This window comes from Paraburkholderia susongensis, assembly GCF_900177725.1.
GTDB lineage: Bacteria > Pseudomonadota > Gammaproteobacteria > Burkholderiales > Burkholderiaceae > Paraburkholderia > Paraburkholderia susongensis.
Genome location: NZ_FXAT01000007.1, coordinates 173,036 through 198,115 on the forward strand (window position 1 = coordinate 173,036; position 25,080 = coordinate 198,115).

Consider the following 25,080-nt stretch of genomic DNA (forward strand, 5'->3'; position numbering starts at 1 on the left):
GTTGGCAGATCCGCACCATGAACCCACTCATTTCCGTCAACAAGCTCTGCAAAAGTTTTCCCGGCGTAAGAGCGCTTCATGACGTTCGCTTCGAACTCATGGCCGGCGAGGTCCATGCATTGATGGGCGAGAACGGCGCGGGCAAGTCGACGCTGATGAAAATTCTCGCCGGGGTCTATACGCGCGACTCGGGTGAAATTCTCTACGACGGCCAGCCGGTCGACTTTCAGAGTCCGCGCGACGCGCAGGCGGTGGGCATCGGCATCATTCATCAGGAACTGCAACTGATGAATCATCTGAGCGTCGCGCAAAACATTTTCATTGGCCGCGAGCCGCGCAAGCATCTCGGCCTCTTTCTCGACGAAGACAAACTCAACGCGCAGGCACGCGAGATCCTTGCGCGCATGCACGTGAAGCTCGATCCGCGCACGATGGTCGGCACGCTGACCGTGGCGAGCCAGCAGATGGTCGAGATTGCGAAGGCACTGTCTTTCGATTCGCGCGTGCTCATCATGGACGAGCCCACGTCCGCGCTCAACGATGCCGAGATCGCCGAGCTGTTCCGCATCATCCGGCAATTGAGGGAGCGCGGTGTCGGCATCGTCTACATCTCGCACAAGATGGATGAGTTGAAGCAGATCACCGATCGCGTCACCGTGATGCGCGACGGCGAATATGTGGCGACCGTTCCGACCGAAGGCACGAGCGTCGAAACGATCATCGGCATGATGGTTGGGCGAACGCTGAGCGACATAACGCCCATCGGGCATGCTCCGGCGAGGGGCGGCGTCGCGCTCGAAGTGAGAAATCTCGTCGCGGGTCCGCTCGTGCGCGACGTGAGTTTCGAGTTGCGCCAGGGCGAAATACTCGGCTTTGCCGGTTTGATGGGCGCGGGCCGCACGGAAGTCGCGCGCGCGGTGTTCGGCGCCGATCCGGTCGAATCGGGCGAGATTCTCGTGAAAGGCGTGAAAGCGTCGATCAAAAAGCCGAGCGATGCCGTAAAGCGCGGCATCGGTTATCTGTCGGAAGACCGCAAGCGCTTTGGCCTCGCCACCGGCATGGACGTCGAATCGAACATCGTGATGTCCGATCTCGGCAAGTTCCTGTCATTCAATATGTTTCTGCGCCGCGCCCAGATACGCAAACGGGCACAGCATTTCATCAGCCTGCTCGCGATTCGCACGCCCTCCGCGACGCAGCAGGTGCGGCTTCTGTCAGGCGGCAATCAGCAGAAGATCGTGATTGCGAAATGGCTCGAACGCGACTGCGACGTGTTGTTCTTCGACGAGCCGACGCGCGGCATCGACGTCGGCGCGAAAAGCGAAATCTACAAGCTGCTGCGCTCGCTGGCCGCGCAGGGCAAGGCGATCGTGATGATCTCGTCGGAATTGCCTGAAATCCTGCGCATGAGCGATCGCATCGTCGTGATGTGCGAAGGCCGCATTACCGGCGAGCTCTCCGCGAGCGAAGCGACGCAGGAGCGCATCATGCATCTCGCGACGCAGCGCGAAACCCTGAAAGCGGCACAAGCCTGAAGAGGTCCACGACATGACATTGCGAACGGATACCGCGGCGCTGGATAACGAAAGCCGTGTTTCCAGCCTGAGAACCCGCATCTTCGCGCCGACCGCGATGCAAAAGCTGCTCGCGTTCGCGAGCCTGATTCTGCTGCTGGTTTTCTTCAGCTTCGCGTCGCCCGCTTTCATGCAGATGGACAACATCCTCGGCATTCTGCAGGCAACCGCGGTGAACGGCGTACTGGCGATTGCCGCCACGTTCGTGATTATCACGGGCGGCATCGATCTTTCGGTCGGCACGTTGATGACTTTCACAGCCGTCATTTGTGGCGTGTTTCTCACCTATTGGCACCTGCCGATGTGGACCGGCGTACTCGCGGCCATTGCCGCCGGCGCGGTCTGCGGCACCGTTTCGGGCACGCTGGTCGCAAAAATGAAGATCCCGCCGTTCATCGCAACGCTCGGCATGATGATGCTGTTGAAAGGACTTTCGCTCGTCGTGTCGGCGGACAAGCCGATCTATTTCACCGACACGGAGAACTTCTATCGTATTTCGCAGGATTCGCTGATCGGCTATCTGTTGCCGAGCGTGCCGATTCCGAATGCCGTGCTGATTCTGTTCTTACTTGCAATTGTGAGTTCGATCACGCTCAATCGCACGGCACTCGGCCGCTATACGTTCGCACTCGGCAGCAATGAAGAGGCGGTGAGGCTTTCCGGCGTCAACGTCGACCGATGGAAGATCGCGATTTATGGCGTGGGCGGCGCGATTTGCGGCATTGCGGGCTTGCTGATCGCGTCGCGTCTCAATTCGGCGCAGCCGGCGCTCGGCCAGGGTTATGAGCTCGATGCGATCGCCGCGGTCGTGATCGGCGGCACTTCGCTGAGCGGCGGCTCGGGCACGATTCTCGGCACGATCATCGGCGCTTTCATCATGAGCGTGCTGACCAACGGGCTGCGCATCATGTCGGTCGCGCAGGAATGGCAGATCGTCGTGACGGGCCTCATCATTATTCTCGCGGTCTATGCGGACATCCTGCGGCGCAGCAGGAGAAGCTGAGGCGCAGATAGACGAAACGCGGAAGAAACGCAGAAGAAACATAGAGGCAGTAAGCAAGGAGCAAAAACGCAGAAGCAAAAAAGGCAGAAGCAAAAAACGCAGGAGCAGGAGAGAGGGAAGCTCACGGAGGCTCCCTCAACGGTGGCAGGTTGATAGCCCATCCTTAGGAGGAGGCCCCATGTTGAAGAGAAAACTAATCGGTATCGTGGTCGGTGTCGGCACGCTCGTCGGTGGAAGCTGTCTCGCGTATGCGGAAGAGCCTTATATTCCGCTCATCTCGAAGGGCTTTCAGCACCAGTTCTGGCAAGCCGTGAAATCGGGCGCGGAGCAGTCCGCGAAAGCGAACAACGTCAGGATCACGTTCGAGGGACCGGAAACGGAAGCGATGGTCGACAAGCAGATCGACATGCTCTCGGCCGCGCTCGCGAAGAAGCCGCAGGCGCTCGGGATTGCGGCGCTCGACAGCAAGGCCGCGATCCCGCTGCTCAAGCGCGCGCAGAACGAGAAGATTCCGGTGATCGCATTCGACTCAGGCGTCGACAGCGATATTCCGCTCACCACTTGCGCAACCGACAACATCGCCGCCGCAGCGCTCGCCGCCGACAAGATGGCCGATCTGATCGGCAATGCAGGAGAGGTCGGCGTGATCGTGCACGACCAGACGAGCCGCACCGGTGTCGATCGACGTGATGGTTTTGTGAACCAGATCAAGTCGAAGCATCCGAACATCAAGATCGTCTCCGTGCAATACGGCGCTGGCGATCACCTGAAGTCCGCGGAAATCGCCAAGGCGATGATTCAGGCGAATCCGAACCTGAAAGGCATTTTCGGCGCGAATGAAGGTTCGGCGGAAGGCGCCGCGATCGGCGTCAGGGAGTCGGGCAAGAAACTCGTGCTGGTCGGCTTCGACTCCGGCAAGGAGCAGAAAGACAACATCATGTCGGGCCTGATGGCGGGCGCCATTACGCAGAACCCGGTCGGCATCGGCAAATGCGTGGTCGATTCGGCAGTGAAGGCGCTGCATGGCGAAAAGCTGCCGAAGAGAATCGACACGGGTTTTTACTGGTACGACAAGACCAACATGAACGATCCGAAGATTGCGGCCGTGCTGTACGATTGAGCGACGTAGCCGGCGAAGTCGTGCAATTCGTGCAAGAGGAAGAGCGATGCTCTTCCTCTTTTTATTTGGCGCTCGCCATGTCCGTCATTCGTCATGTCCGTATCGCGTCTCGCGCAAATCCTGTTGCGCCGCGCCAAACGTTTGCGCGAGCGCTCGTGTCTCGCATCGAGTCACTGCGCAGGCGGGCCGATTGTGCGGCGCTTTAAATCTGCGCTCATGCCAGTCATTTCCCCGCCATTTCCCGAATTAATCTGATATTTTACGTTTGTGTAATTACCGCACCGCACGGTTGTGCAGACCCCCTAACAGATGCGCAGGTCATGGCTTTTACCGAACCAAGGTCTCCATTTTTCAAGTGGGTCGTGTCTTCCGCTCAAAACCTGAGCCCAGACAACCGGCAAATCTTGCTTGCCAATCTGTTTACGCGAACCGCTTCGATCATATTCGCGTCGGTCTGCGAAATCAGCGTTTGCGCCACCGCGTACTATCTTTATCCGATTCCTCTCTACGCTGCCTGGGGCATTGCCGTCGTTGCCTTGCTGATCGCGCGGCTCGTGCTGATCTGGCTGTGCCGCACGCGCAGCGCGCAAGGCGAGCCCACGCCGACTTCCGCGTTTCTGCTCGCGAGTCTGCTGTGGAGCATGCTGTTCGGCATCGGCACGTTGCTGTGCAATATCAGCGGAAATTCCACGCTTTTTCTGCTCGGCAATGTTTGCGCGGTCGGTGTGATCGGCGGATTGGCTGGCCGCAATGCCGGTACGCCGCGCCTCGCGCTATTGCAGATCGTCTTTATTCTCGGCTTCCTGAGTCTGGGCGCGGCGCTCTCGCCGGGCAACGGCAAGCTCGTGCTGCTGTTTCAGGTGCCGTTTTGCGCGGCCGGCTTTTTCACGGTGGCGTTGCGCAGCAACCGCGACACCGTCGCGTTGCTGCTTGCGCGTGAAAACAGCCATCGCCTCGCCCGCCAGGACAGCCTTACCGGCTTGCCCAATCGCGCGCGCCTCAGCGAACTGCTGCTCGAGCGCACCGGCAAGGGCTCGCCGCGCCAGGACCAGGCGTTTGCGGTTCTGTTGATCGACCTGGACGGCTTCAAGGCGATCAACGATAGTCTCGGCCACGCGGCGGGCGACCAGATTCTTCAGGAAGCGGCGACCCGCCTGCGCGATCTGCTGCCGGACGGCGACCAGGTCGGCCGGCTCTCGGGCGACGAGTTCGTTGTGATTGCGGACGGCGCCGCGCAGATTCGCGACCTGCACGTGCTGGCCGATCGTATCGTCAGAACGCTGGCGCGGCCGTTCACGTTGAGCGACGCGCTCGTGCATATCGGCGCGAGCGTCGGCATTGCGCTCTATCCCGAGCACGCGAAAACGGGACCGCAACTGCTGATTTGCGCCGACCGCGCGTTGTATGCGGTCAAGCGCAGCGGCAAGAGCGCATTCACGATCTTCAATAAGGAGCAGCACGTTCCCGACGAAAGTCTGAGCCTGCTGCGCAGCGACCTCGAAGGCGCGTTGAGATCGCTTAGTGGTTTGCGCATGGAGTATCAGCCGATCGTCGATCTGGGCACCGGCGCGGTGACCGGCCGCGAGGCGCTGATTCGCTGGACGCATCCGACGCGCGGCGAGTTGTCTCCGTCAGCGTTCATTCCGACCGCCGAGCGCACCGGGCTCATCCTCGCACTGGGCGAATGGGTGCTGCTGCAATCGTGCACGGAAGCCGCGACCTGGCGCGACAAGGTGATCGTCGCGGTCAACGTGTCGCCGGTGCAATTGCGCGAGGAATCGTTTGCGTCGACGGTATCGAGCGTACTCCGCAAAACGAAGCTGCCGCCGGCGCGGCTCAATCTCGAAGTCACGGAAACGGCCTTGTTGAACGACGATGCGGTGACCCGCCGCAATATTGCCAAGCTGCGCACGCTCGGCATCGGGCTTGCTCTCGACGATTTCGGCACCGGCTTCTCGACGATGTCGACACTCGTGCGCTTCTCGTTCGACAAGCTCAAGATCGACAGTTCGTTCGTCAAGGAGTCCGTACATGGGCGCGAATCGGCGGCCGTGGTGCGCGGCATCGTCGCGCTCGCGCGCGAGATCGGCATGCCGACCACAGCCGAAGGCATCGAAACCCAGGAGCAACTGGATTTCGTGCGCGTATGCGGATGCACGCACGCGCAGGGCTATCTGCTCGGCAAGCCGGTGCGTAGCGATGAAATCGACCAGAGCGAGGCAGCGCCCGACACGCGTATCACCGCGCCGGTGACCGACAAGACCGAGAGCGCCGGCTCCTGAAATTCGCCACCGGAGACTGACATGTCTTCTCCATTGCAATTCCAGCTCAGAATCACGGCGTCGCGCGAATTGGCGCAGACGTTGCGCGCGGATCCTTCCTGCGCGTCATATGCGGCGCTGCGTGAAATTCTGCGCACCCACAACGCTGCGCTCAAGTGTCAGTTCGATGCGTTCGCGGACTACGTGAGCGAAGCAGAAAGACAGGGCACCGAGAACTATCCGCTTTACCAGTGGACGCGGCAAACGATCGAGAACCCGGAAAAGAAGGCGAAGTATCTGCAATCGTTCACGGTCTATGTGAACGGCGACGAGGTGTACGACAAGGACGTCGCGGATGCGCTGGAGATCGGGCTGTCGAAACTGGTCGGCGCGAATGGAATCGTCCGCGTTTCGCGCTTCGATACGAATCCGGCCAACAATCCGCAGCCGCCCGCAAGCTAACGAATGAGTTACACCGGTCCCGCCGCGCCACCGTCAAGTCGCTTAACATTTGGCGACACGGCGCCCGCTTCGTGAGAGGATGCAATTTCACTTATCTTTGTGGGAGGCGATATGGGACTGCTGGACGAAGTGGGCAAAATTGCAGGTGCGGTTGCGGCCGTTGAAACAGCGGAAAAAGTCGATCCGGAAGCAGGTCTTCTGACGAAAGGCGTCGCCGCCATTGCCGGTTTCGAAGGCGCGGGCAAGCTGGAGTCGTTGGTCGAAAAGAAAGAAGAAGACAAGCAGGACGACGCCGATAACGCTCAAGCCGCTGACGATACGAGTTCGCAAACCTGAGTGGATCCAGGGTTGCCGGCTGCATGCGTGAGACCTGATCGCATCGTGCGCCGGCAACTTTGCACTGTTTCCGGCGGCTTCATTCAACGGCTGCGCCGTTACGAATTTTTCATAATGCCTTCATGTTTATCGAAGCGAGCTTTCGTTTCGGTATCCGATGCTTCGATCCGCCTCGATCTGTTTTCATTCATTTGCCTTTCATGATCGCCGCGTGACGGGCACATCAATCCGCTTTCTGTTCATCCGATGTTTTCATCTGGCTGTCATCGCTGCCCGGCTACGATCGCTCGGCACATCCGTGCGCGCTCGCGCCACGGCGCGTTGTTTTGCGCTGGCGTTCTTCCACCACCTCAAGAACAACACCGGACATGTCGAACAGAAAAACCATCAAGGCAACGCCCGCCGATGAGCATGGCGCATCCATCGTCTCGCGCCGAGGGTTTCTGAAGTTCGCTGGCGCATCGAGCCTCGCGACAGCCGCGGGCGCGCTCTCATCCACCGCGCGCGGCGCAAACGGCGGCGCACCCGACGGCACGCCTGAGCAGATTCACCTGACCTGGGGCAACGACCCGACGAGCGAAGTCACGGTGTCGTGGTCCTCGCCCGCGGCTGCGGCGAATCCGCAGGTGCGCGTGAGCGGCATCGACGGCTCGGCGAGAGAACGGCACACGGTTCACGCGGTGCAGAGCACCTACACCGACGGCATCAACGGCGAAGTCGTGTTCAATTATCACGCGCGCTTGCGCGGCCTGAAGGCCGGCACGAACTACCAGTACGAAGTGACGGCCGACAACGACAGCAACGCGTCGCAGCCTTTCACCGCGAGTTTCCGCACGGCGCCGCACGGCCGCGCGCCGTTTCGCTGGACGAGCTATGGCGACCTCGCGACGCCGAATACGAACTGGGTGCTGTCGTCGCCGCAAAGCCGCTTCGCGGTGCAGGCGGTCGAGCGCTTTCAGCCGCTGTTCCATCTGCTCAACGGCGACCTCTGCTACGCGAATCTGAATCCGACGCAGCAGCCCGAGGTGTGGCGCGATTTCGGCAACAACGCGCAGACGTCGGCATCGCAACGGCCGTGGATGCCGTGCCCCGGTAACCACGAACTCGAATTCAACAACGGCGAGCAGGGGCTCGCGTCATATCTGTCGCGCTATACGCTGCCGGACAATCACACGCGGTTTCCGGGCCGCTGGTACAGCTTTCGCGTCGGCTCGGTACTGTTCGTTTCGCTCGATGCGGACGATGTCGTCTATCAGGACGCCGCCGCGTTCGTCGCCGGTCCCGCGCCGCTGACGCCGGTCGCGAGCACCGGCCATGCGCCGATCCCGCCGGGCACTTCGCTCTACGTGCGCGGCTATAGCAACGGCGAGCAGACGCGCTGGCTCGAAAACGTATTGCAGCGCGCCGCGCATGACGAAGACGTGGACTGGATCATCGTGCAGATGCATCAGGACGCGCTCAGTTCGTCGAAGACGGGCAACGGTTCGGACAAGGGCATTCGCGAGGCGTGGCTGCCGCTCTTCGATCGCTATGGCGTGGACCTCGTGCTGTGCGGTCACGATCACGACTATGAACGCAGCTATCCGGTACGCGGTTGCAATCACAACAAGGGCACCGACATCGCGACGGGCCGCCCGGTCGATACCTTGCAGCCGAAGCCGGTCATGTCGGCGGTGTCGGCCGGTGCGTCGACGTTCGATACGAGCCACGGCACGATCCACCTGATTCTCGGCGGCGGCGGCACGAGTGCGCCGCTCGACGTGTATGGCGTGGATGCCGGCACGGGCCTGCCGCAGGCGCGTATTTTCACGAAACCCAATCGCCCGGTTCCGTCGACGACGGCAGGCACGTTCGTGCGCGCGAACGCCGATGCGGTCGAAGACGCGATCTGGTCCGCGCAACGCGACACCGGCACGGGTTACGGCATCGCGGTGTTCGACTACGATCCGGGGCAACGCGGCGGCGAAACGACGATCACGATGAACTACTACCACGCTCCCGGCGCGGATCAGACGCCGACGTCGGACTACGAGCTGTTCGAAACGATCGAGCTGAAAAAGAAACGGCGCGGATAAGAGCGTGTAACAGCGTGCATGGCGCCCGGTAATTCTTCCCGAAGCGCGAATTCATTTTGTTACACGTCTTACCGACGCGGATGGGCGTGGTTACAGAAACCTTTCTAAAGCCTCGCTATACTCGGCTCCGTCTCATTAAAACAAAAGAGCCGATATGTCGAAGAAAATCATCCAGATCGTTGCCGTGGCTGCGTTGACCGCTGCGGCGTCGTTGCCGGCAATGGCCGGCGATATGAACAACATGCTCGGCGGCGCGCTGGGCGGCGTGGCGGGTGCCGCAGTGGGCGGCGCGGTGGGCGGCAGCACGGGCGCGGTGATCGGCGGAGCGGTCGGCGGCGGTGCAGGTGGCGCCGTGACGTCGAATCGCCGGGAACGCACGGGCGCAATCATCGGCGGCGCACTCGGCGGCGGCGCGGGCACGGCGGCCGGCAACGCGATGGGCGGCCGTGGCGGCGGTCTGATCGGCGCGGCGGTGGGTGGCGGCGCGGGCTCAGCGCTCGGCGGCAACATCTCGCGCTCGAACTCCTACGCGAACGATTACTCGCGCGGTTACCGTTCGGGCAAGCACCATCACAAGCATCGTCATTACGACTGACACGGTGCGCGGGCCGTTTGGCGTTGACGTTGCGAAAATCGGCGCAACGTCAACGCCAACGCAACGCCAACCCGAGGCCAACGCCAACGCCTGCGAATCACGCATGCAGAACCAGCTTCTGAATGCGCCAGTTCAATAGCTCCGCGACGAACAGCACGTTCTTCTCGGGACACGCCATCTGATGAATCCAGCCGAACTGTTTCGGCTGCTTGCCCGTTTTGCCGAGCACGCCGAGCACCTTGCCGTCGAGCGTCATCTTGTAGATGCGGCCCGGAAAAGCATCGGAGCTATAGAGCACCTGGTTCGGTCCCGGTGAAATACAGATGGCCCACGGCGAGCCCGGTGCGAACGTGCCCGCGGCGATGTCGGCTTCGCTCGGCATGTTGCCGATGGCAGGGCGCGCGTCCGGCGGCACCGGCACGTCGATCGTGAATTGCCGCAGGAAGGTGCCTTCGGTATCGAACACCTGGATGCGCCGGTTGCTGCGATCCGCGACATAGACGTGGTCGTTCGCATCGACCGCGATGCTGTGCGGCGTATGAAATTGCCCGGGGCCCGTGCCGCGATCACCCCACGACTTGAGCCAGTTGCCGTCGCGATCCACCTTGGCGACGCGCGAGTTGATATAGCCGTCGCTGATGTACGTGTTGCCCGCCTTGTCCCACGCGACGTCGGTCACCTGGCGAAAGCGCCCGGGCTCGGAGGGCAGCGGCGGATTCGGATGCTTGAGCGGGGCGGTGTCCTCGTCCGACGCTTCCTGCTTGCGGCCGAACACCATCGCGACGCGTCCATCCGGCGTGAACTTGATGACCATGTCGGAACCCTTGTCCGTCACCCAGATGTTGTCGTGCCGGTCGACCTTGACCGTATGCGCGAACGACCACGCATAGAGGTTGTGGCCGATCTCGCGAACGAAGCGTCCATCGGGTGCGAACTCGAGCAATTGCGCGGCGGCCGCGCCATAGGCGGGACCGGTGCTATTGCCGCGCGACAGCACGAAGATGTGCCCATGCGAATTGAGCGCGACGCCGGAGCATTCGCCGAAATACGTGTTGGTCGGCAAACGCACGGGATTCGCAATCGAGTCGTAAGCAATGGAAGGGACTGTCGGCGTGTCCGCGAATGCCGATGGCATGGCGAGTCCGGCGGCGCTGCCCGCAATCAGGTTCATGAAAGTCCGGCGGCTCATCGCCCGATGCTCCGCGCTGCCGCAGCATGGACAGAACATTCCATATTGCTCGCTCATTCGCTGTCTCCTTGATAGTTCTTCCGGTGTCGACCGGCTCGCACCCGGAATGTGCAAAGGCAATCGTAGTGCACAAAACGCTTAATGGCTAAGCCGTCTTGCGATGCCTTGCGAGTCCTCTTTGCTACTATGTCGGACGCGACTGCTTTGAACCATCAAACAAGGAGATTCGAATGAGCAAGGGTTATTGGGTGACGTCCTATCGCAAGACGAACGACGCGCAGAAGCTCGCCGCCTATGCGCAACTCGCCGCGCCGGCCGTGGCGGCAGCGGGCGGCAAGTTCATCGTGCGCGGCGTGGCCGATGAGGTGCGCGAGCAGGGCCAGAAGGAGCGCACCGTCGTGATCGAGTTTCCGACTTACGAAGAGGCCGTTGCCGCGTATGACAGCGAAGCCTACAAGAAAGCGCTGGCCGCGCTGGGCGATGGTGTCGAGCGCGACTTGCGCATCGTGCGCGGCACTGAATGATGCGCCACGCTTGATGGCAAACATGAGCCGCGCCCGTTGCCTGCGATGCAACGCGTGCGGCGGCGCGGCGTAGCCGGTGTCGGAAGACACCCGTGCACCGCGCGAAACCCGCGTGAATTTACTTCACCGCCCCCAGCGCAAGTCCCTTCACCATATACCGCTGCAACCACGCGAACACGACCGAAACCGGCAGTGTCGCGCACAACGTGGCCGCCATCACGAGATGCCATTCGACGACGTACTTGCCTGCAACCATGTCGGTCACCTGCACGGTAAGCGTCTTGTTCTCGGGTGAGCGGATCAGCGTATAGACCACGGCAAACTCGTTCCACGCGTTGATGAACGTGAAGATCGCGGTGACGACGATGGCCGGCACCGCGAGCGGCAGGAACACCTTGAACACCGCCCGCGCGCGCCCGCATCCTTCGAGCCACGCCGACTCTTCGAGATCCTGCGGCACGGTCTGAAAGTACGAGGACAGCATCCATACCGCGAACGCGATATTGAAGGCGGCATACGAGACGATCACGCCGATCTTCGAGTCGACCAGATTGCCGTCGCCGAACGGAATCATCGCGGCGAGCCGGAACAGGCCGACCACGAGCAGAATCGGCGAGAGCATCTGCGTGACGAGCAGGAACTGGCGATACAGGCCGCGTCCGCGAAACGGAAAGCGCGCGAGCGCATACGCGGCGGGCAGGCTCACCGCGAGCGCGAGCAGCGTCGAGAGCAGGCTGATGATCGTGCTGTTGCGCAGCGCGACGCCGAAGTTGGCCGCTTCCCACATGTCGACGAAATTGCTCCACTGCCAGTGCACCGGCAGCCAGCGCGCCGGATAGACGAAGATCTCGGAAGCCGGCTTCAGCGCGGTGAAGAACATCACCGCGAACGGAAACAGCACGACGATCACGAGCGGCGAGAGCGCGAGCCAGCACCACAGCGAGCGCTTCGTTCTGGCGCTGAGACTCATGACGGGGCTCCTTCTTTCGCGCGTTGCAGACGCAGATAGGCAATCGAAAACACGAACAGCATGACGAGCATGATGAGCGAAACGGCTGCGGCTTCGCCGGGGCGCCCGAGCCGGAAGCCGAGTTCGTACAGATACGTGACGAGAATGTGCGTGCTGTTATCGGGGCCGCCTTGCGTCATGACCCAGATGATCGGAAACGAGTTGAACACGTAGATCACGTTCAGCAGAATCGCCATGTTGATGAACGGACGCAGCAGCGGCATCGTCAATTGGCGGAACTGCTGCCATGCGCTCGCGCCGTCGATGCGCGCCGCTTCGTAGATATCGCCCGGCACCGAGGAGAGGCCGCCGAGGAAAATCGTTACCGTGAACGGAATCGACACGAGAATGCCGACCGCGATTTCGACGGGGAACGCGAGTTCGGGCGTCGCGAGCCAATGAATCGGCCCGCCGATCAGGCCGAGCCGCTGCAACGTGACGTTGACCATGCCGTAGTCGTCGTTGAACGACCAGCGCCAGACCACGGCGGTCATCGTGAGCGAGACGGACCACGGCAGCATGACGATCGTGCGTGCAATGCCGCGGCCATGAAAGTCCTGATTCAGAATCAGCGCGACAGGTACCGAGATGGCGACGGTGCCGCCCACCACGCACACGGTCCAGATGATCGTGCGCCGCACTGAAGCGAGAAACACCGGGTCCTCGAACACGTTGATGAAATTCTGCAGACCGGTGAAGTCGCGAATCGCGCCGAAGCGCGACACCTCGTGCAGCGATTGCCACACGATGTTGAAAATCGGATAGCTGATGATGAACAGCGCGAGGACGAGGCTCGGCGCAATCAGCAGCCAGGGCGCGTTGAGGCGCGGGGAAGCGGAACGGCTCATGCGTGCTCGATCGTAAGACGCGCCCGCGTTAAACGGCGAGCGCGACGGAATGGGCCGGAGTGTGCATCAGTCAATGTGCGTCGGATGCCTGGGGTGCAACGCGCGACACCATGGCGAAGCGGAACGCGCACCGCGCGCCGTGGTAGCGACGGCGGCGCGCGTTTCCTGTTCAGCCAGTCACCGCGGAATCACCTTGAACAACGATGCATCAGTGACCGAGCGACTTGTTCGCCTGCGCGGCCGCTGCGTTCAGCGCGTCAGCCGGTTGCGCCTTGCCGAGGTAGACCGACTGCATGGCGTCGGTCACGGCCTTCGCGGTGTCTTCCCAGCCCGTCACGGTCGGCGCGAAGTGAGCCGTCGGCAGCAACGCGACGAATGCTTTGGTGTCCGGATCGTTGAACGCCGGGTCCGAAGCTTCGGCCTTCGTGGTCGGCAGGAAGCCCTCGGTCTTCGTGAACTCGACGCGCGGGTCCTTCGTGAACAGATAGTCGAGGAACTTCCATGCGGTCTTTTTCACTTTCGAGTTCTTGAACATCACGATCGAATCCGTGACCGCGTAGGTGGCGTGCGTCGTGCCCATCGGAATCGGGTCGATGCCGTACTTCAGGTTCGGTGCTTCCTTCTTGATCTGTTTCGCGAGGAATGGCGCCGAAATCATCATGGCGACACGGCCCTGCTTGAAGAGGTTCTGCACGTCTTCACGGCTATAGCCGGTCACGCCCGGTTGCGTGAGCCCCTGGTCGATCATCGTCTTGTACAGCGTGGCGGCCTTGATGCCGGCCGGCGAATTGAACGCAGCCTTGCCGTCCTTGCCGACCACGTCGCCGCCCTCGGTCCACAGCGCGTAGTAATAGTAGACGTCGGTTTCGATTTCCTTGCCTTGCAGACCGAAGCCGGCAATGCCTTGCGCCTTCAGTTTCTTCGACGCGTCGATCACGTCGTTCCAGGTCTTCGGACCGTCGGGATAGCCGACCTTCGCGAGCATGTCCTTGTTGTAGTAGAGCGCGCGCGCGGAAGCTGCAATCGGCAGGCCGTAGGTCTTGCCGTTGATCTGGCCAGGTGCGAGGAACGGACCGATGAAGCGGTTCTTGAAGTCCGCGTCCATGTAGCCGTCGAGCGGCTCGGCGACGTCGTCCTTCACGAAGTCGAGCAGCCAGCGCGTGCCGACGATCGCGAGGTCGGCGTTGGCGCCGCCGGAGATGTCCGTTTGCAGTTTCTGTTGCAGCGTGTCCCAGTTCACGTCTTCGATCTTGATGGTCGTGCCGGGGTTGGCCTTCTCGAAGTTGCGGGCCATTTTTTCGAAGTACGGCGCGGTGGCATCGCTGTAGTGGGCGACGGTGACGCGGACCGTGTCGGCGTGGGCCGCCACGGCGATACCTGCAAACGCGAGCGCCACGGCGACTTTGCCTAGCGCGAGGGAAGCACGGGCATGCAACGACATTTTTCTCTCTCCTGTGGGTGGTTTGCTGCCGTCGCCGGCCGCCTTGGGTAAATTGTTTGAAAAAATCCTACATGACGAAAAATAGCTTGTCACGTAGGGTCTGCGATATTTCTTTCCGGCTGGTTTTGTGCATAAGATGCTGTAAAGCATGAGGTATTCTGTGCTGCACGAGGGTGGGGAAACCCACTCTTCGGGATCGCCGGGCGGCGCCGGATGTCAGATTTGTAGGAAATTTACAGGCTGGTCCGGGCGGCGCGGGTAGGCGCGGCGGCGCGGAAGGTCCCGCAAGCGGCGATGAAAAAGCGGTCGGCCAGCAGCAGACAGAAAGCAGGCAAGAGCGGCAGACCAGGCAGAACAATCAGGCGAAGGAGCGAAGCTGACATGAATCGTGTGGTGCTGGTAACGGGCGCGTGCGGCGGCATCGGCAGCGTGTTGTGCAGGCGCTTCGTGGAAGAGGGCGACACCGTGCTCGCGCTCGACATCGACGCGGCCGCGCTGCAATCGCTGAGCGCACAACTCGGCGCGGACAAGGTGACGCCGGTCGCGGTCGATCTCGGCGATGCCGCTGCGGTGCAGCAGGCGGTGGCTGCGGCGGTTGCGGCGCGCGGGCCGGTCGACGTGCTGGTCGCGAATGCGGGCGCGGCGCTCGGCACGACGCTCGCGACGACCGACGCCGCGAGCTGGCAGCGCGACGTCCATCTGAATCTGAACGGCACGTATCACACGGTGGAGGCGGTGCGCGCCTCGATGATCGAACGGCAGCGCGGCGCGCTCGTGCTGATCGGTTCGGTGAACGGACTCGCCGCGCTCGGTCATCCGGCGTATAGCGCGGCGAAGGCGGGCCTCGTCAGTTATACGAAGGCGCTTGCAATCGAGCTGGGCCGCTATGGCATTCGCGCGAACATCGTGTGTCCGGGCACGGTGAAGACGCAGGCGTGGCAGGCGCGTGTCGATAAAAACCCGCAGGTGTTCGAGGATCTGAAGAAGTGGTATCCGCTGCGCGACTTCGCCACGCCCGACGATATCGCCGACGCGGTGCTGTTTCTCGCCTCGCCGATGGCGCGCGTGATTACCGGCGTCGCGCTGCCGGTGGACGGCGGGTTGATGGCGGGCAACCGCCTGATGGCCGAGGAGCTGACGCTCGAATCGCTTTGAGTTCGCGCTCAACACCGCGTTCAATACAACACGCAGCACGACAATGAGGACAGCATGGCAGCAGTGCAACTGAGCGGCATCTTCAAACGCTATGGCGACACGCAGGTCGTGCACGGCATCGACCTCGACATCGACGACGGCGAGTTCGTCGTGCTCGTCGGTCCGTCGGGCTGCGGCAAGAGCACGCTGATGCGAATGGTGGCCGGACTCGAAGAGATCAGCGGCGGCGATCTGATGATCGGCGGCACGCGCGCGAACACGCTTGCGCCGCAGCAGCGCAATATCTCGATGGTGTTCCAGAGCTACGCGCTTTATCCGCATCTGTCGGTGTACGAAAACATCGCGTTCGGCCCGCGGATTCGTAAGGAATCCTCGTCGAGCTTCAAGCCGCGCATCGACGCCGCCGCGAAGATGCTGAACCTGAGCGGCTACCTGGACCGGCTGCCGCGCGCGCTCTCGGGCGGCCAGCGGCAACGTGTGGCGATGGGCCGCGCGGTGGTGCGCGAACCGTCGCTGTTCTTGTTCGACGAACCGCTCTCGAATCTCGACGCGAAGCTGCGCGTGCAGATGCGCACCGAAATCAAGGCGCTGCATCAACGTCTGAAGAATACGGTGATCTACGTCACGCACGATCAGATCGAGGCGATGACGATGGCTGACCGCATCGTCGTGATGAACGCGGGACGCATCGAACAGATCGGCCGGCCGCTCGAACTGTACGACCACCCGGCGAATCTGTTCGTCGCGAGCTTTCTCGGCTCGCCGTCGATGAATTTCGCCGAGGGCGTGATCGTGAATCGCTCGCAGGGACAAACCCAGGGCCTCGCACTGAAACTCACCGACGGCAGCGAGGTTGCGCTCGAACGCGCGCCCGCGTCGGCGGTAGTCGGCGCGAAGGTCGCGCTCGGTGTGCGGCCCGAGCACGTCGAGGTCACGGCACAGATTCCGGATACCGCGCTCGATGTCGAAGTAGTCGAGCCGACTGGCGCCGAGACGCACTTGTACGGGAAAATAGGCGGCACCACGTGGTGCGTGACGACGCGCGAGCGCTCGCGGATCGAGCCCGGTCAGCGTGTCGCGCTGCGTTTGCCGGCGGAACACATTCACCTGTTCGATACGGAGAGTGGGCGCAGGCTGGTCTGAACCGCGTGTTGCCGCTCGAGGCACACTCAATCACTGAAGCCGACTGAAGCTGATTGAAGCCGAAGAAGCTGCGAGCGACGCGGATCCATACGTAAACAGACCCTAAGGAACACCGGGTGTCCGCACCGAACTTGATTCCCCATATCCGCAGCGCACTCGCGAGTCTGCGGCCCGCCGAGCGCAAGGTCGCCGACATGGTGCTCGCCGACGTCGACTTCGCGATGCGCGCGAGCATCACCGAACTCGCGCAGCGCGCCGACGTGTCCGAGCCTTCCGTCACGCGCTTTTGCCGCGCGATCGGCGCGCATGGTCTGCGCGACTTCAAGATGCAGCTCGCGCAAAGCGTGGCGGGTGGCCTGCCGTATGCATCGACCGCGGTCGCGCACGACGACGACATGCAAACCTTGATGGACAAGGTCGGCGAAGCGGCGATCGACGGCATCACGCATGCGCGCGGCGCGCTCGATCCTGCCGTGGTCGAGAGCGCGATTGCGGCGCTTTCCAGCGCGCGGCGCGTGTTTTTCTTCGGCGTGGGCTCGGGCTCGGGGCTCGTCGCGCAGGATGCGGCGCTGCGCTTTCTGCGCATCGACATCGCGGCGGCCGCGTTTACCGACGGTCATTTGCAGCGGCTTTACGCGGGCCTGATGGAGCCGGGCGACGTCGCCTTCGCGATCTCGCACTCGGGGCGTAGCGTCGAAGTGAACGAGAGCATCCAGATCGCAAAGGAGCGCGGCGCCACGACGATCGCGATGACCAATGTCGGCTCGCGGCTCGCATGGCTCGTCGATATTCCGTTGCTGCTGCGCGTGCCGAGCCCGATCGATCCGAATACGCCGGGCGTGTCGCGGCTCGTGCAGTTGTGCATCATGGACGCGCTCGCTATCGGCGTGGCGCTCAAGGCCGGCCCGCAGACGCTCGAAAAGATGCGGCACGCGAAGGCGCGGCTTGCGTCGCATGAGCCGGAAGGCGCGGGCGGGTAGGTGCCGTTTGCGCCGTTGCCGCGCGGGTTCGCCGTGAGTTTGCCGCCAGGGCTTCAGCACCTCGGAGCTTCAGAGCCTCCGAGCTTCAAAAAAAGCGCTTACGTTGCGCCGTTTTCCGCGCCGCCCGGCGCCGCCATCCACCCAAACCGCCGCGACAAGCGCAGCGTCGCCGCGCGCAGCGTCTGCGCGGGCTGGCCTGCCGGTTCGCTATCGAAGCTGCCGCTCGGCCCCATCAACGCGAGCACGACGCAGATGCTGCCGGTGTGATCGAACACGGGCGCGGCGAGCGTGCTGATGCCGGGCACGGGCCGGCTCAAGGCGGTGTCGATGCCGTCCGCGCGAATCTGCGCGAGACGCCGCGCATACGCGGTTTTCTGCGCGGTGATCTCGCTGGCGCTCGCACCCGCGAGCCGCAGATGATCCTGCGCGAGCAGCCCCGCGCGCACGTCGTCGGCAACGTGCGCGGCGAACACGCGGCCGATCGCGGTATTGACGAGCGACAGCACCGTGCCGACTCGCAAGCTCACATGCTGCGGCCGCGCCGATTCTTCGAGGCGCACGACGGTCGGCCCGAGCGGCCCGAGCACCGCGAGCGCGACGCTCATGCCGCTCGATGCCGCGAGGTCGACGACTTCGGGCTCGGCCTCGCGCGTTGGCGAGAGGCGCTGCAAGCCGATCAAACCCAATTCGAGTGCAAGCGGACCTGCCTCGAAACAACCCGATGCATCGCGGCCCAGCAGGCCGATTTTCAGCAGGCTCACGAGATGCGGAAACGCCTTCGCGGGCGGCATGCCGGCAGCGGCCGCCAGATCGCGCAGGCTCAGCGGCCGCGCGGCCGTGACGAGCGCGTTCAGCAATTCGCCGGTGTTGTCGAGCGATTGAATGCCGCGCTGCGGTTTCGCGTCGGCGGAATCGGGAGAGAGAGGGGCAGAATCGGTCACGATGGAAACAGGCTATAGGGACGACGCGAGTGTCGACGTTGCGGATGCCGCGAATGAAGACGCCGAAGTAGCCAGTTGCGCGCCGATTTCGCGCGCCGTGGCGAGCAGCGCGCGCGCCGTTGGCCCACCGGCGGCAACGTCGATCGCGCCGGTCGAGCCGATGACGGTCAGCGCGAGCATGAGGCGGCCTTCACTGTCGAGCACCGGCGCGCTCAGGCTGCTGATGCCCGGACTCGGCGCATCGACGCTGCTTTCGAGCCCGCGCGCGCGAATGCGCTCGAGCGTCTTCTCGAACGCGGCGCGTTCGGCGGGCGCGGTCATCGCACGCTCGGCGGTGCCCCACTGATTCGCCCACGTTGCGTCGAGCGCCTCGCGCGGCAGATACGCGCAAAACACGCGTCCCGTCGAGGTGGCCGGCAACGACATCACCGTGCCCACATGCAGATTCACGTGCAGCGGAAAGCCCGCATGCTCGTAGCGGACGATGGTCGGCCCTTGCGGCCCGGCAATGCAGATCGCGACGCTAAAGCCGATCGCTTCCGCGAGGGCCGCGACGCGCGGCACGGCGGCGCGAAACGCGGGTTGATTTTCGAGGCGCAGCAGACCGAGCCGCAGCGCGAGCGGCCCCGGCTCGTAACGGCCCGACAGTTCGTCGCGCTTGATGAGGCCGAGGCGGCTCAGGCTCACGAGATACGCATGCGCCTGGCCCGGCGCGATCTGCGCGGCATTCGCGAGGTCGGACAGCGCGAGCGGAACGCGTGCGCCGGCGAGCGCGAGCAGTACGCGGCCGCTCACCTCGACGCTTTGAATGCCGCGCTGCGGTTTGCCGCTTTCTACCGTGCCGCCGTTATTAGCGCCTTCGCTGCCCGAGCTTTTGCCTCTTGCCTTGCCCGCAACCTTGCTGCCGCTCATGCCTGCCGCCGATTTCGCTGCTTTGCTCACAACCGAGCTCGTCCGTAAAAGGGGTTCATGTTAGCCGAATAACTGGTGCGGCCTGCCTTCATCTTAGGCGCTCGGAAATTTGTGTATAGCGATAGTTTTCGCTATTGACAAATAAAATGAGACGGCCGTACCATGCACTTACCCCGACACACCGGCGCAACGACCGAACACAAAGCGGGGCGAGACAACCCTTCAATACCACTGGCCTTTCCGGTCTTTCTGCCGCGCCAGGCCGTCTCGCCTCACGTCCCACTTCTGACGGAGACAAACATGGCAAAGGCATTTGCATCGCAGGCGGACCTCGAAGCGAAGAAGGTCACGTGGACCCAGCTATCCGAGAACGCGTACGCGTACACCGCCGAGGGCGATCCGAACTCGGGCGTCATCATCGGCGACGACGGCGTGCTGATCGTCGACACGACCGCGACACCGGCCATGGCGCAGGACCTCATCGAGAAGATTCGCAGCGTCACCGACAAGCCGATCAAATACGTCGTGCTGTCGCACTACCACGCGGTGCGCGTGCTCGGCGCGTCCGCGTATTTCGCCGAGGGCGCGCAGCAGATCATCGCGAGCCGCGGCACGTACGAGATGATCGTCGAGCGCGGCGAAGCGGACATGAAGTCGGAGATCGAACGTTTCCCGCGTCTCTTTGCCGGTGTCGAAACGGTGCCGGGCCTCACCTGGCCGACGCTCGTGTTCGAGAAGGAAATTACGCTCTTTCTCGGCAAGCTCGAAGTGCGCATCGCGCATCTGGGCGCGGGTCACACGAAGGGCGACACGATCGTGTGGCTGCCGTCGCAGAAGGTGCTGTTCTCCGGCGACCTCGTCGAATACGAAGCGGCCTGCTATTGCGGCGACGCGCAGCTCGAACAGTGGCCCGCCACGCTCGAAGCGTTGCGCGCGCTGAAGGCCGACAAGCTGGTGCCGGGCCGCGGCCCCGCGCTGACCACGCCGGCCGACGTCGACAAGGGTCTCGACTACACGAGGGATTTCGTCACCACGCTCCTGCAGACGGGCCGCGAAGCCGTGGCGCAGAAGCTCGATCTGAAAGCCGCGATGGCGCACACGCGCGTGGCGATGGACCCGAAGTTCGGTCACGTGTTCATCTACGAGCATTGCCTGCCGTTCGACGTGTCGCGCGCGTTCGACGAAGCGAGCGGCATCACGCATCCGCGCATCTGGACCGCGCAACGCGACAAGGAGATGTGGGACGCGCTGCAAGCCTGAACGCGCCGCAAAACAGAACGTAGAAGCTGACGCAGCAGTACACGGAGACGCCGCGCCGAGGAGCGCGGCGGGACGGAGACATTAGATGAGCATCAACTACCAGGCGCTGTCGTTCGAGTACCGGCCGTGCCGCGAACAGCGAGCGCAGCGCGAAGAGGGCGTGCCGCGTGAAAAGGAGCCGGCGGCCTATCCGGTGATCGTGGTCGGCGCGGGGCCGGTGGGCCTCGCCACCGCGATCGATCTCGCGCAGCAGGGTGTGCCGGTCGTGCTTCTCGACGACGATTGTTCGTTATCCACAGGATCGCGGGCGATCTGTTTCTCGAAGCGCTCGCTCGATATTTTCGACCGCCTCGGCTGCGGGCAGCGAATGGTGGATAAGGGCATCAGCTGGAATGTCGGCAAGGTGTTCCTCAAGAACGATCTCGTCTACACGTTCAATCTGCAACCGGAAGCGGGGCACCACCGGCCTGCGTTCATCAACCTGCAGCAGTACTACGTCGAGGGTTTTCTGCTCGAACGCGCGCAGGAAATGTCGAATCTCGAGATCCGCTGGAAAAGCAAGGTGGTCGGCGTGCAGCAGCACGGCACGCCGGGCGCGCGCGACGCGAGCGTTACGCTCGCCGTCGAAACGCCGGACGGCACGTATGCGCTGCGCGGCCGCTACGTGGTGGCCGCCGACGGCTCGCGCAGTCCGATGCGCAACATGATGGGGCTCGACAGCAAGGGCGTCACGTTCAGGGATCGCTTCCTGATCGCCGACGTGAAAATGGAAGCGGAATTTCCGATCGAGCGCTGGTTCTGGTTTGATCCGCCATTTCATCCAAATCAGTCGGTGCTGCTGCATCGTCAGCCGGACAACGTATGGCGGATCGATTTCCAGCTTGGCTGGGACGCCGATCCCGCGCTCGAAAAAACGCCCGAACGTGTGATGCCGCGCGTGCGCGCCTTGCTCGGCGCGGATGTGAAGTTCGAACTCGAATGGGTCAGCGTCTACACGTTTTCATGTACGCGCATGGAGCGTTTTCGCCACGGCAACGTGTTGTTCGCGGGCGACTCCGCGCACGGCGTCTCGCCGTTCGGCGCGCGCGGCGCGAATAGCGGCGTGCAGGACGCGGAAAATCTCGCGTGGAAACTCGCGATGGTGCTCGACGGCAAGGCGCCCGATGCGCTGCTCGACACGTATGCGAGCGAACGCGAATTCGCCGCCGACGAAAACATCCGCAACTCGACGCGCTCCACCGATTTCATCACGCCGAAGACACCGGTGAGCCGCGTCTTTCGCGATGCCGTGCTGAAGCTGTCGCGGCACTATCCATTCGCGCGTCAGTTGACGAACAGCGGGCGATTGTCGGTGCCCGCGGTGTTGCGCGATTCGCCGCTCAATACGCCGGACCGCGAGTGCTTCGACGGCGCGATGGTGCCGGGCGCCGCGTGCGTCGATGCGCCGGTGCACATGGATGACGAACCGGCGTGGCTGCTGCGGCAACTCGGCGAGCAATTCACCGGCGTGCTGTTCTGCGATGAGCGAGGCGTCGGCGAGGCCGCGCGGGCCGCGTTGAACGCATTGCGTGCGGCGCCGATTCCGCTGAAGCTCGTCATCGTGAGGCAAGGCGAAGCGCGGGACGATGCATCCGCGCTCGCGCACCTGCCCGCGAACATCCGTGCGGTGCACGATACCGAAGGGCTTGCCAGCACACGCTATGACGCGAAGCCCGGCACGTTCTATCTGATCCGGCCGGATCAGCACGTATGCGCGCGCTGGCGGCAACTCGACGCGGATGCCGTCGAGCATGCGCTAAAGCGGGCGTTGTGCGTCGAGGGCGCGGCCGCGAATCTGGACGCGAGTGCGCACTCGGGTGCGAGCACCGCACCGGCGGCGCATTGAGGAAGAGGGCAGGAGACAGACATGGCACTGAACACGCAACCGAATCTCACACGCCCCGACGATTTCTACGAGGCGCTGATCGACATGCATCGCGGTCTCGACGATGCGCAGAGCCAGTCGGCCAACGCGCAGCTGATTCTGCTGCTCGCGAATCATATCGGCAATGAAGCGACGTTGCTCGAAGCGATGCGCCGCGCGCGCGAAGGAGCGCTCGAAGGCTGACGCATCATGCGTATCACGCGGCCACAGCGAGGTCCGGTTCCAGTGAGGTAAGCAGGAATCCTCAATGCATATACGTGACGCGGCGTGCCTGTGCGCTGAGTTCGACGCCGGCGTCGAGCAGGTCGATCGCGAACCAGCGGATCAGCTTCAGCACGCCGCTGACCGCGGGCGCGGGCAGCCACTCGCTCAGCATGCGCAACGCGGCGCCGCTATGGGTCTTCTGCAGCAGCGCGATCGTTTGCAGGATCACGGCCTCGTCTTTGCCAAGCTCGGTCGCGCAGCGGCAGCGCATGTCGAGAGGACGATAGGACACGCGCATCAGCGAGCGCATCAACAGATCGAAATGCTCGATGCCGTCCTGACGCAAGCCCGCGTCGCTCAGAATGTCGCGCCAATGCAGGTTGCCGCGCGCAGTCTCGCAGGCCGGCCGCAGCCACGTGCGCACGGCGCTGAGCACGGTGCGATCGGGGGCATCGGCGGTCTCGGCCGGATGATCGTCGATCAGTTCGGGGCGGCTGCCGTGTTGAGAGCGGAAGTTCATCGATGCTCCTGAATGGACACAGTCCGGAAAGTCGCGCGGGCCTGCTTGAACGGTGCCGCGTCGCAGGCCAGCGCATCACGCAGGCAGTGATTCGGCGACGACGCAGCGCGTGCGCCGGGCTTCATCGGGTTGGGTGTCGGTCGCATGGCCATGCGCTGAATCATGGGGCAAATTCCTTGTTAATGCAAATCATTCTCATTTAAAAGGATGAGCTCGCACTGTTACTGGGCCGTCGAGTTGGTAATTAACGCAACTAACGGTCAATCTCGGGGCCGCGCTCCCGGCTATGATGGCGATCTGCCGGATCAAAACCACCTCACCAGAACCGGCTTGCAGCGTTCTTGCCCACCCTACGTCCGCCCATGTCCCTCAACTCGCTCGACACCGCGCCGAATTCCCCCTCAACCGACTCCGCGCAGCGCATGCCGACTTTGATGCTCGCCGCCGCGCTATCGCTCGGCAGCGCAATCGCGCTCGGTTTTGCGCGCTTCGCTTACGCGCTCCTGCTGCCGGCGATGAAGCTCGATCTTGGCTGGAGCTTTGCGCAGGCCGGTGCGATGAACACCGCCAATGCGCTCGGCTATCTGCTCGGCGCGCTGGTCTTTCCGCGGCTCGCGCGCCGTTGGACGGCCGCTGCATTGTTCGCGGGCGGCTGCGCGATCACGGCGCTGCTGATGGCGGGCAGCGGCCTGCTCGCCGACACGCATTCGCTGCTCGTGCTGCGCGTGGTCACGGGCGCGAGCAGCGCTGCGATCTTCATCAGCGGCGGCGTGCTTGCCGCGCGGCTCGCGTCGGCGCGGCCGCACGATGCGGGCTTGATTCTCGGCCTGTACTACGGCGGCACGGGATGGGGAATCGTCGCCTCGTCGGTGCTGGTGCCGCTGACGATTCTCGACGCCGCGCACGGCTGGCAGTTCGCGTGGTTCGCGCTGGCGGCCGCGTGCGCGCTGTTCGCGACGGTCGCGATAGTCGCGGCGCGCCGGATCGAGGGCGCATCTGCGGCCGCCGCGCCGGTGTCTCGCGCAAGGCAGGCCGCCGACGCGCCGCGCTGGCCGCGCTTTGGCGCGGCGCTCGCGGGCTACGGGTTATTCGGCGTCGGCTATATCGGCTACATGACGTTCATCGTTGCGCTGTTGCGCAACGCGGGCATGAGCGCGGCCGTCGTGACGAGCTTCTATCTGCTGCTCGGCGTCGCGACCGTGGTGTCCGCGCGGATCTGGTCGCGGCTGCTCGACCGCATGCGCGGCGGTCAGGCGCTCGCGGTGCTCAATGCGTTGCTCGCGGTTGCGACGCTGCTGCCCGCGCTCTTCGCGCAGCCGTGGGTCGCGTTCGTATCGGGGATGCTGTTCGGCGCGACGTTCCTGTCCGCTGTCGCGTCGACGACCGCGTTCGTGCGCCACAATCTGCCCGCGAGTCATTGGGCGAAGGGCATCAGTGCGTTCACGATCGTGTTCGCGTTCGGGCAGATCGTCGGGCCGGTGGTGATCGGCTGGGTGTCGGACGGCGCGGGGCTCGCGCGCGGGCTCGTCTATTCGGCGTTGCTGCTCGCGGCGGGTGCGGTGCTCGCCGCGTGTCAGAAGGCGTTGCGTAGCGTGTGAGCGAAT

Annotated in this window: 25 protein-coding genes; 17 read left to right on the plus strand and 8 right to left on the minus strand. The window is 63.4% G+C overall.

Annotation, left to right across the window (positions count from 1 at the left end; all coding sequences use genetic code 11):
- Positions 1–17 precede the first annotated feature (17 nt).
- From B9Z01_RS21625 to B9Z01_RS21660, 9 genes are all read left to right on the plus strand, one after another.
- On the plus strand, positions 18–1,535 hold the full coding sequence (locus B9Z01_RS21625; protein ID WP_085486804.1) for a sugar ABC transporter ATP-binding protein: 1,518 nt from the start codon (positions 18–20) through the stop codon (positions 1,533–1,535).
- Between the two features lie 13 nt (positions 1,536–1,548).
- Positions 1,549–2,577, plus strand: coding sequence for an ABC transporter permease (locus B9Z01_RS21630; protein ID WP_085486806.1), 1,029 nt, complete (start codon positions 1,549–1,551; stop codon positions 2,575–2,577).
- A gap of 178 nt (positions 2,578–2,755) precedes the next feature.
- A complete protein-coding gene (locus B9Z01_RS21635; RefSeq protein WP_085486808.1) occupies positions 2,756–3,697 on the plus strand; it encodes an ABC transporter substrate-binding protein in 942 nt (313 codons plus the stop codon).
- Positions 3,698–4,017: 320 nt separating this feature from the next.
- Positions 4,018–5,979 carry a putative bifunctional diguanylate cyclase/phosphodiesterase gene (locus tag B9Z01_RS21640; protein ID WP_085486810.1) on the plus strand — a complete coding sequence of 654 codons (1,962 nt, stop codon included), beginning with the start codon at positions 4,018–4,020 and terminating at the stop codon, positions 5,977–5,979.
- 21 nt (positions 5,980–6,000) lie between these two features.
- Positions 6,001–6,420 (plus strand): hypothetical protein, encoded by a 420-nt coding sequence (locus B9Z01_RS21645; protein WP_085486812.1) that lies wholly within the window; start codon positions 6,001–6,003, stop codon positions 6,418–6,420.
- A gap of 111 nt (positions 6,421–6,531) precedes the next feature.
- Entirely contained in the window at positions 6,532–6,756 is a 225-nt protein-coding gene (locus B9Z01_RS21650; protein WP_085486814.1) for a hypothetical protein, read from the plus strand.
- 157 nt (positions 6,757–6,913) lie between these two features.
- On the plus strand, positions 6,914–7,165 hold the full coding sequence (locus B9Z01_RS35040; RefSeq protein WP_143809021.1) for a hypothetical protein: 252 nt from the start codon (positions 6,914–6,916) through the stop codon (positions 7,163–7,165).
- Positions 7,125–8,831: a purple acid phosphatase family protein gene (locus tag B9Z01_RS21655; RefSeq protein WP_085486816.1), complete on the plus strand. Its 1,707-nt coding sequence runs from the start codon at positions 7,125–7,127 to the stop codon at positions 8,829–8,831. The genes B9Z01_RS35040 and B9Z01_RS21655 overlap by 41 nt, the downstream gene beginning before the upstream one ends.
- 154 nt (positions 8,832–8,985) lie before the next feature.
- The gene (locus B9Z01_RS21660) at positions 8,986–9,426 is read left to right on the plus strand and encodes a hypothetical protein (protein ID WP_085486818.1); all 441 of its coding nucleotides are present in this window, start codon (positions 8,986–8,988) and stop codon (positions 9,424–9,426) included.
- A gap of 97 nt (positions 9,427–9,523) precedes the next feature.
- Here the strand turns inward: B9Z01_RS21660 and B9Z01_RS21665 are convergent, their stop codons facing one another.
- Positions 9,524–10,672, minus strand: a complete 1,149-nt coding sequence (locus B9Z01_RS21665; RefSeq protein WP_085486820.1) for a peptidyl-alpha-hydroxyglycine alpha-amidating lyase family protein — start codon at positions 10,670–10,672, stop codon at positions 9,524–9,526.
- Positions 10,673–10,845: 173 nt separating this feature from the next.
- Between B9Z01_RS21665 and B9Z01_RS21670 the strand changes: the two genes are divergently transcribed.
- On the plus strand, positions 10,846–11,139 hold the full coding sequence (locus B9Z01_RS21670) for a DUF1330 domain-containing protein (RefSeq protein WP_085486822.1): 294 nt from the start codon (positions 10,846–10,848) through the stop codon (positions 11,137–11,139).
- Between the two features lie 118 nt (positions 11,140–11,257).
- Here B9Z01_RS21670 and B9Z01_RS21675 read toward each other — a convergent pair whose 3' ends face one another.
- The 3 genes from B9Z01_RS21675 to B9Z01_RS21685 form a co-directional block, all read right to left on the minus strand.
- Positions 11,258–12,109, minus strand: a complete 852-nt coding sequence (locus tag B9Z01_RS21675; RefSeq protein ID WP_085486824.1) for a carbohydrate ABC transporter permease — start codon at positions 12,107–12,109, stop codon at positions 11,258–11,260.
- A complete protein-coding gene (locus B9Z01_RS21680; protein WP_085486826.1) occupies positions 12,106–12,996 on the minus strand; it encodes a carbohydrate ABC transporter permease in 891 nt (296 codons plus the stop codon). Before B9Z01_RS21680 ends, B9Z01_RS21675 begins: the two co-directional genes overlap by 4 nt.
- Before the next feature lie 208 nt (positions 12,997–13,204).
- Positions 13,205–14,437, minus strand: coding sequence for an ABC transporter substrate-binding protein (locus B9Z01_RS21685; protein ID WP_085486828.1), 1,233 nt, complete (start codon positions 14,435–14,437; stop codon positions 13,205–13,207).
- Positions 14,438–14,818: 381 nt separating this feature from the next.
- Here B9Z01_RS21685 and B9Z01_RS21690 point away from each other — a divergent pair, with 381 nt between their 5' ends.
- The 3 genes from B9Z01_RS21690 (at position 14,819) to B9Z01_RS21700 (ending at position 17,715) form a co-directional block, all read left to right on the plus strand.
- A complete protein-coding gene (locus B9Z01_RS21690) occupies positions 14,819–15,592 on the plus strand; it encodes an SDR family oxidoreductase (RefSeq protein WP_085486830.1) in 774 nt (257 codons plus the stop codon).
- A gap of 54 nt (positions 15,593–15,646) precedes the next feature.
- Positions 15,647–16,735, plus strand: coding sequence for an ABC transporter ATP-binding protein (locus B9Z01_RS21695; protein WP_085486832.1), 1,089 nt, complete (start codon positions 15,647–15,649; stop codon positions 16,733–16,735).
- A 116-nt stretch (positions 16,736–16,851) separates the two neighbouring features.
- Positions 16,852–17,715 (plus strand): MurR/RpiR family transcriptional regulator, encoded by an 864-nt coding sequence (locus B9Z01_RS21700; protein ID WP_085486834.1) that lies wholly within the window; start codon positions 16,852–16,854, stop codon positions 17,713–17,715.
- 98 nt (positions 17,716–17,813) lie between these two features.
- Here the strand turns inward: B9Z01_RS21700 and B9Z01_RS21705 are convergent, their stop codons facing one another.
- Together B9Z01_RS21705 and B9Z01_RS21710 are read right to left on the minus strand one after the other, a co-directional pair.
- The gene (locus B9Z01_RS21705; RefSeq protein ID WP_085486836.1) at positions 17,814–18,656 is read right to left on the minus strand and encodes an IclR family transcriptional regulator; all 843 of its coding nucleotides are present in this window, start codon (positions 18,654–18,656) and stop codon (positions 17,814–17,816) included.
- 12 nt (positions 18,657–18,668) lie between these two features.
- Positions 18,669–19,568 (minus strand): IclR family transcriptional regulator, encoded by a 900-nt coding sequence (locus tag B9Z01_RS21710; protein WP_085487130.1) that lies wholly within the window; start codon positions 19,566–19,568, stop codon positions 18,669–18,671.
- 300 nt (positions 19,569–19,868) lie between these two features.
- On the opposite strand from B9Z01_RS21710, the gene B9Z01_RS21715 reads away from it, so the two are divergent.
- From B9Z01_RS21715 to B9Z01_RS21725, 3 genes are all read left to right on the plus strand, one after another.
- On the plus strand, positions 19,869–20,828 hold the full coding sequence (locus B9Z01_RS21715) for an MBL fold metallo-hydrolase (RefSeq protein ID WP_085486838.1): 960 nt from the start codon (positions 19,869–19,871) through the stop codon (positions 20,826–20,828).
- A gap of 85 nt (positions 20,829–20,913) precedes the next feature.
- Positions 20,914–22,713, plus strand: a complete 1,800-nt coding sequence (locus tag B9Z01_RS21720) for an FAD-dependent oxidoreductase (protein ID WP_085486840.1) — start codon at positions 20,914–20,916, stop codon at positions 22,711–22,713.
- A 21-nt stretch (positions 22,714–22,734) separates the two neighbouring features.
- Positions 22,735–22,935 carry a DUF2783 domain-containing protein gene (locus tag B9Z01_RS21725; RefSeq protein ID WP_085486842.1) on the plus strand — a complete coding sequence of 67 codons (201 nt, stop codon included), beginning with the start codon at positions 22,735–22,737 and terminating at the stop codon, positions 22,933–22,935.
- A 61-nt stretch (positions 22,936–22,996) separates the two neighbouring features.
- Here the strand turns inward: B9Z01_RS21725 and B9Z01_RS21730 are convergent, their stop codons facing one another.
- Both B9Z01_RS21730 and B9Z01_RS35655 read right to left on the minus strand, forming a co-directional pair.
- Positions 22,997–23,476, minus strand: a complete 480-nt coding sequence (locus tag B9Z01_RS21730; RefSeq protein ID WP_085486844.1) for a hypothetical protein — start codon at positions 23,474–23,476, stop codon at positions 22,997–22,999.
- Positions 23,473–23,640, minus strand: coding sequence for a hypothetical protein (locus B9Z01_RS35655; protein ID WP_167387545.1), 168 nt, complete (start codon positions 23,638–23,640; stop codon positions 23,473–23,475). The genes B9Z01_RS21730 and B9Z01_RS35655 overlap by 4 nt, the downstream gene beginning before the upstream one ends.
- Positions 23,641–23,838: 198 nt before the next feature.
- On the opposite strand from B9Z01_RS35655, the gene B9Z01_RS21735 reads away from it, so the two are divergent.
- Positions 23,839–25,074, plus strand: coding sequence for a YbfB/YjiJ family MFS transporter (locus B9Z01_RS21735; protein ID WP_085486846.1), 1,236 nt, complete (start codon positions 23,839–23,841; stop codon positions 25,072–25,074).
- Positions 25,075–25,080 lie beyond the last annotated feature (6 nt).

Excerpts from the sequence above, each read along its gene's own strand:
- B9Z01_RS21655 (WP_085486816.1), top strand. The coding sequence starts at position 7,125 with ATGTCGAACAGAAAAACCATCAAGGCAACGCCCGCCGATGAGCATGGC.
- B9Z01_RS21645 (WP_085486812.1), top strand. The coding sequence starts at position 6,001 with ATGTCTTCTCCATTGCAATTCCAGCTCAGAATCACGGCGTCGCGCGAA.
- B9Z01_RS21685 (WP_085486828.1), bottom strand. The coding sequence starts at position 14,437 with ATGTCGTTGCATGCCCGTGCTTCCCTCGCGCTAGGCAAAGTCGCCGTG.
- B9Z01_RS21720 (WP_085486840.1), top strand. The coding sequence starts at position 20,914 with ATGAGCATCAACTACCAGGCGCTGTCGTTCGAGTACCGGCCGTGCCGC.
- B9Z01_RS35040 (WP_143809021.1), top strand. The coding sequence starts at position 6,914 with ATGCTTCGATCCGCCTCGATCTGTTTTCATTCATTTGCCTTTCATGAT.
- B9Z01_RS21650 (WP_085486814.1), top strand. The coding sequence starts at position 6,532 with ATGGGACTGCTGGACGAAGTGGGCAAAATTGCAGGTGCGGTTGCGGCC.
- B9Z01_RS21680 (WP_085486826.1), bottom strand. The coding sequence starts at position 12,996 with ATGAGCCGTTCCGCTTCCCCGCGCCTCAACGCGCCCTGGCTGCTGATT.
- B9Z01_RS21695 (WP_085486832.1), top strand. The coding sequence starts at position 15,647 with ATGGCAGCAGTGCAACTGAGCGGCATCTTCAAACGCTATGGCGACACG.
- B9Z01_RS21635 (WP_085486808.1), top strand. The coding sequence starts at position 2,756 with ATGTTGAAGAGAAAACTAATCGGTATCGTGGTCGGTGTCGGCACGCTC.
- B9Z01_RS21690 (WP_085486830.1), top strand. The coding sequence starts at position 14,819 with ATGAATCGTGTGGTGCTGGTAACGGGCGCGTGCGGCGGCATCGGCAGC.
- B9Z01_RS21630 (WP_085486806.1), top strand. The coding sequence starts at position 1,549 with ATGACATTGCGAACGGATACCGCGGCGCTGGATAACGAAAGCCGTGTT.
- B9Z01_RS21710 (WP_085487130.1), bottom strand. The coding sequence starts at position 19,568 with ATGAGCGGCAGCAAGGTTGCGGGCAAGGCAAGAGGCAAAAGCTCGGGC.
- B9Z01_RS35655 (WP_167387545.1), bottom strand. The coding sequence starts at position 23,640 with ATGATTCAGCGCATGGCCATGCGACCGACACCCAACCCGATGAAGCCC.
- B9Z01_RS21640 (WP_085486810.1), top strand. The coding sequence starts at position 4,018 with ATGGCTTTTACCGAACCAAGGTCTCCATTTTTCAAGTGGGTCGTGTCT.
- B9Z01_RS21735 (WP_085486846.1), top strand. The coding sequence starts at position 23,839 with ATGTCCCTCAACTCGCTCGACACCGCGCCGAATTCCCCCTCAACCGAC.
- B9Z01_RS21660 (WP_085486818.1), top strand. The coding sequence starts at position 8,986 with ATGTCGAAGAAAATCATCCAGATCGTTGCCGTGGCTGCGTTGACCGCT.
- B9Z01_RS21670 (WP_085486822.1), top strand. The coding sequence starts at position 10,846 with ATGAGCAAGGGTTATTGGGTGACGTCCTATCGCAAGACGAACGACGCG.
- B9Z01_RS21675 (WP_085486824.1), bottom strand. The coding sequence starts at position 12,109 with ATGAGTCTCAGCGCCAGAACGAAGCGCTCGCTGTGGTGCTGGCTCGCG.
- B9Z01_RS21625 (WP_085486804.1), top strand. The coding sequence starts at position 18 with ATGAACCCACTCATTTCCGTCAACAAGCTCTGCAAAAGTTTTCCCGGC.
- B9Z01_RS21725 (WP_085486842.1), top strand. The coding sequence starts at position 22,735 with ATGGCACTGAACACGCAACCGAATCTCACACGCCCCGACGATTTCTAC.
- B9Z01_RS21730 (WP_085486844.1), bottom strand. The coding sequence starts at position 23,476 with ATGAACTTCCGCTCTCAACACGGCAGCCGCCCCGAACTGATCGACGAT.
- B9Z01_RS21665 (WP_085486820.1), bottom strand. The coding sequence starts at position 10,672 with ATGAGCGAGCAATATGGAATGTTCTGTCCATGCTGCGGCAGCGCGGAG.
- B9Z01_RS21715 (WP_085486838.1), top strand. The coding sequence starts at position 19,869 with ATGGCAAAGGCATTTGCATCGCAGGCGGACCTCGAAGCGAAGAAGGTC.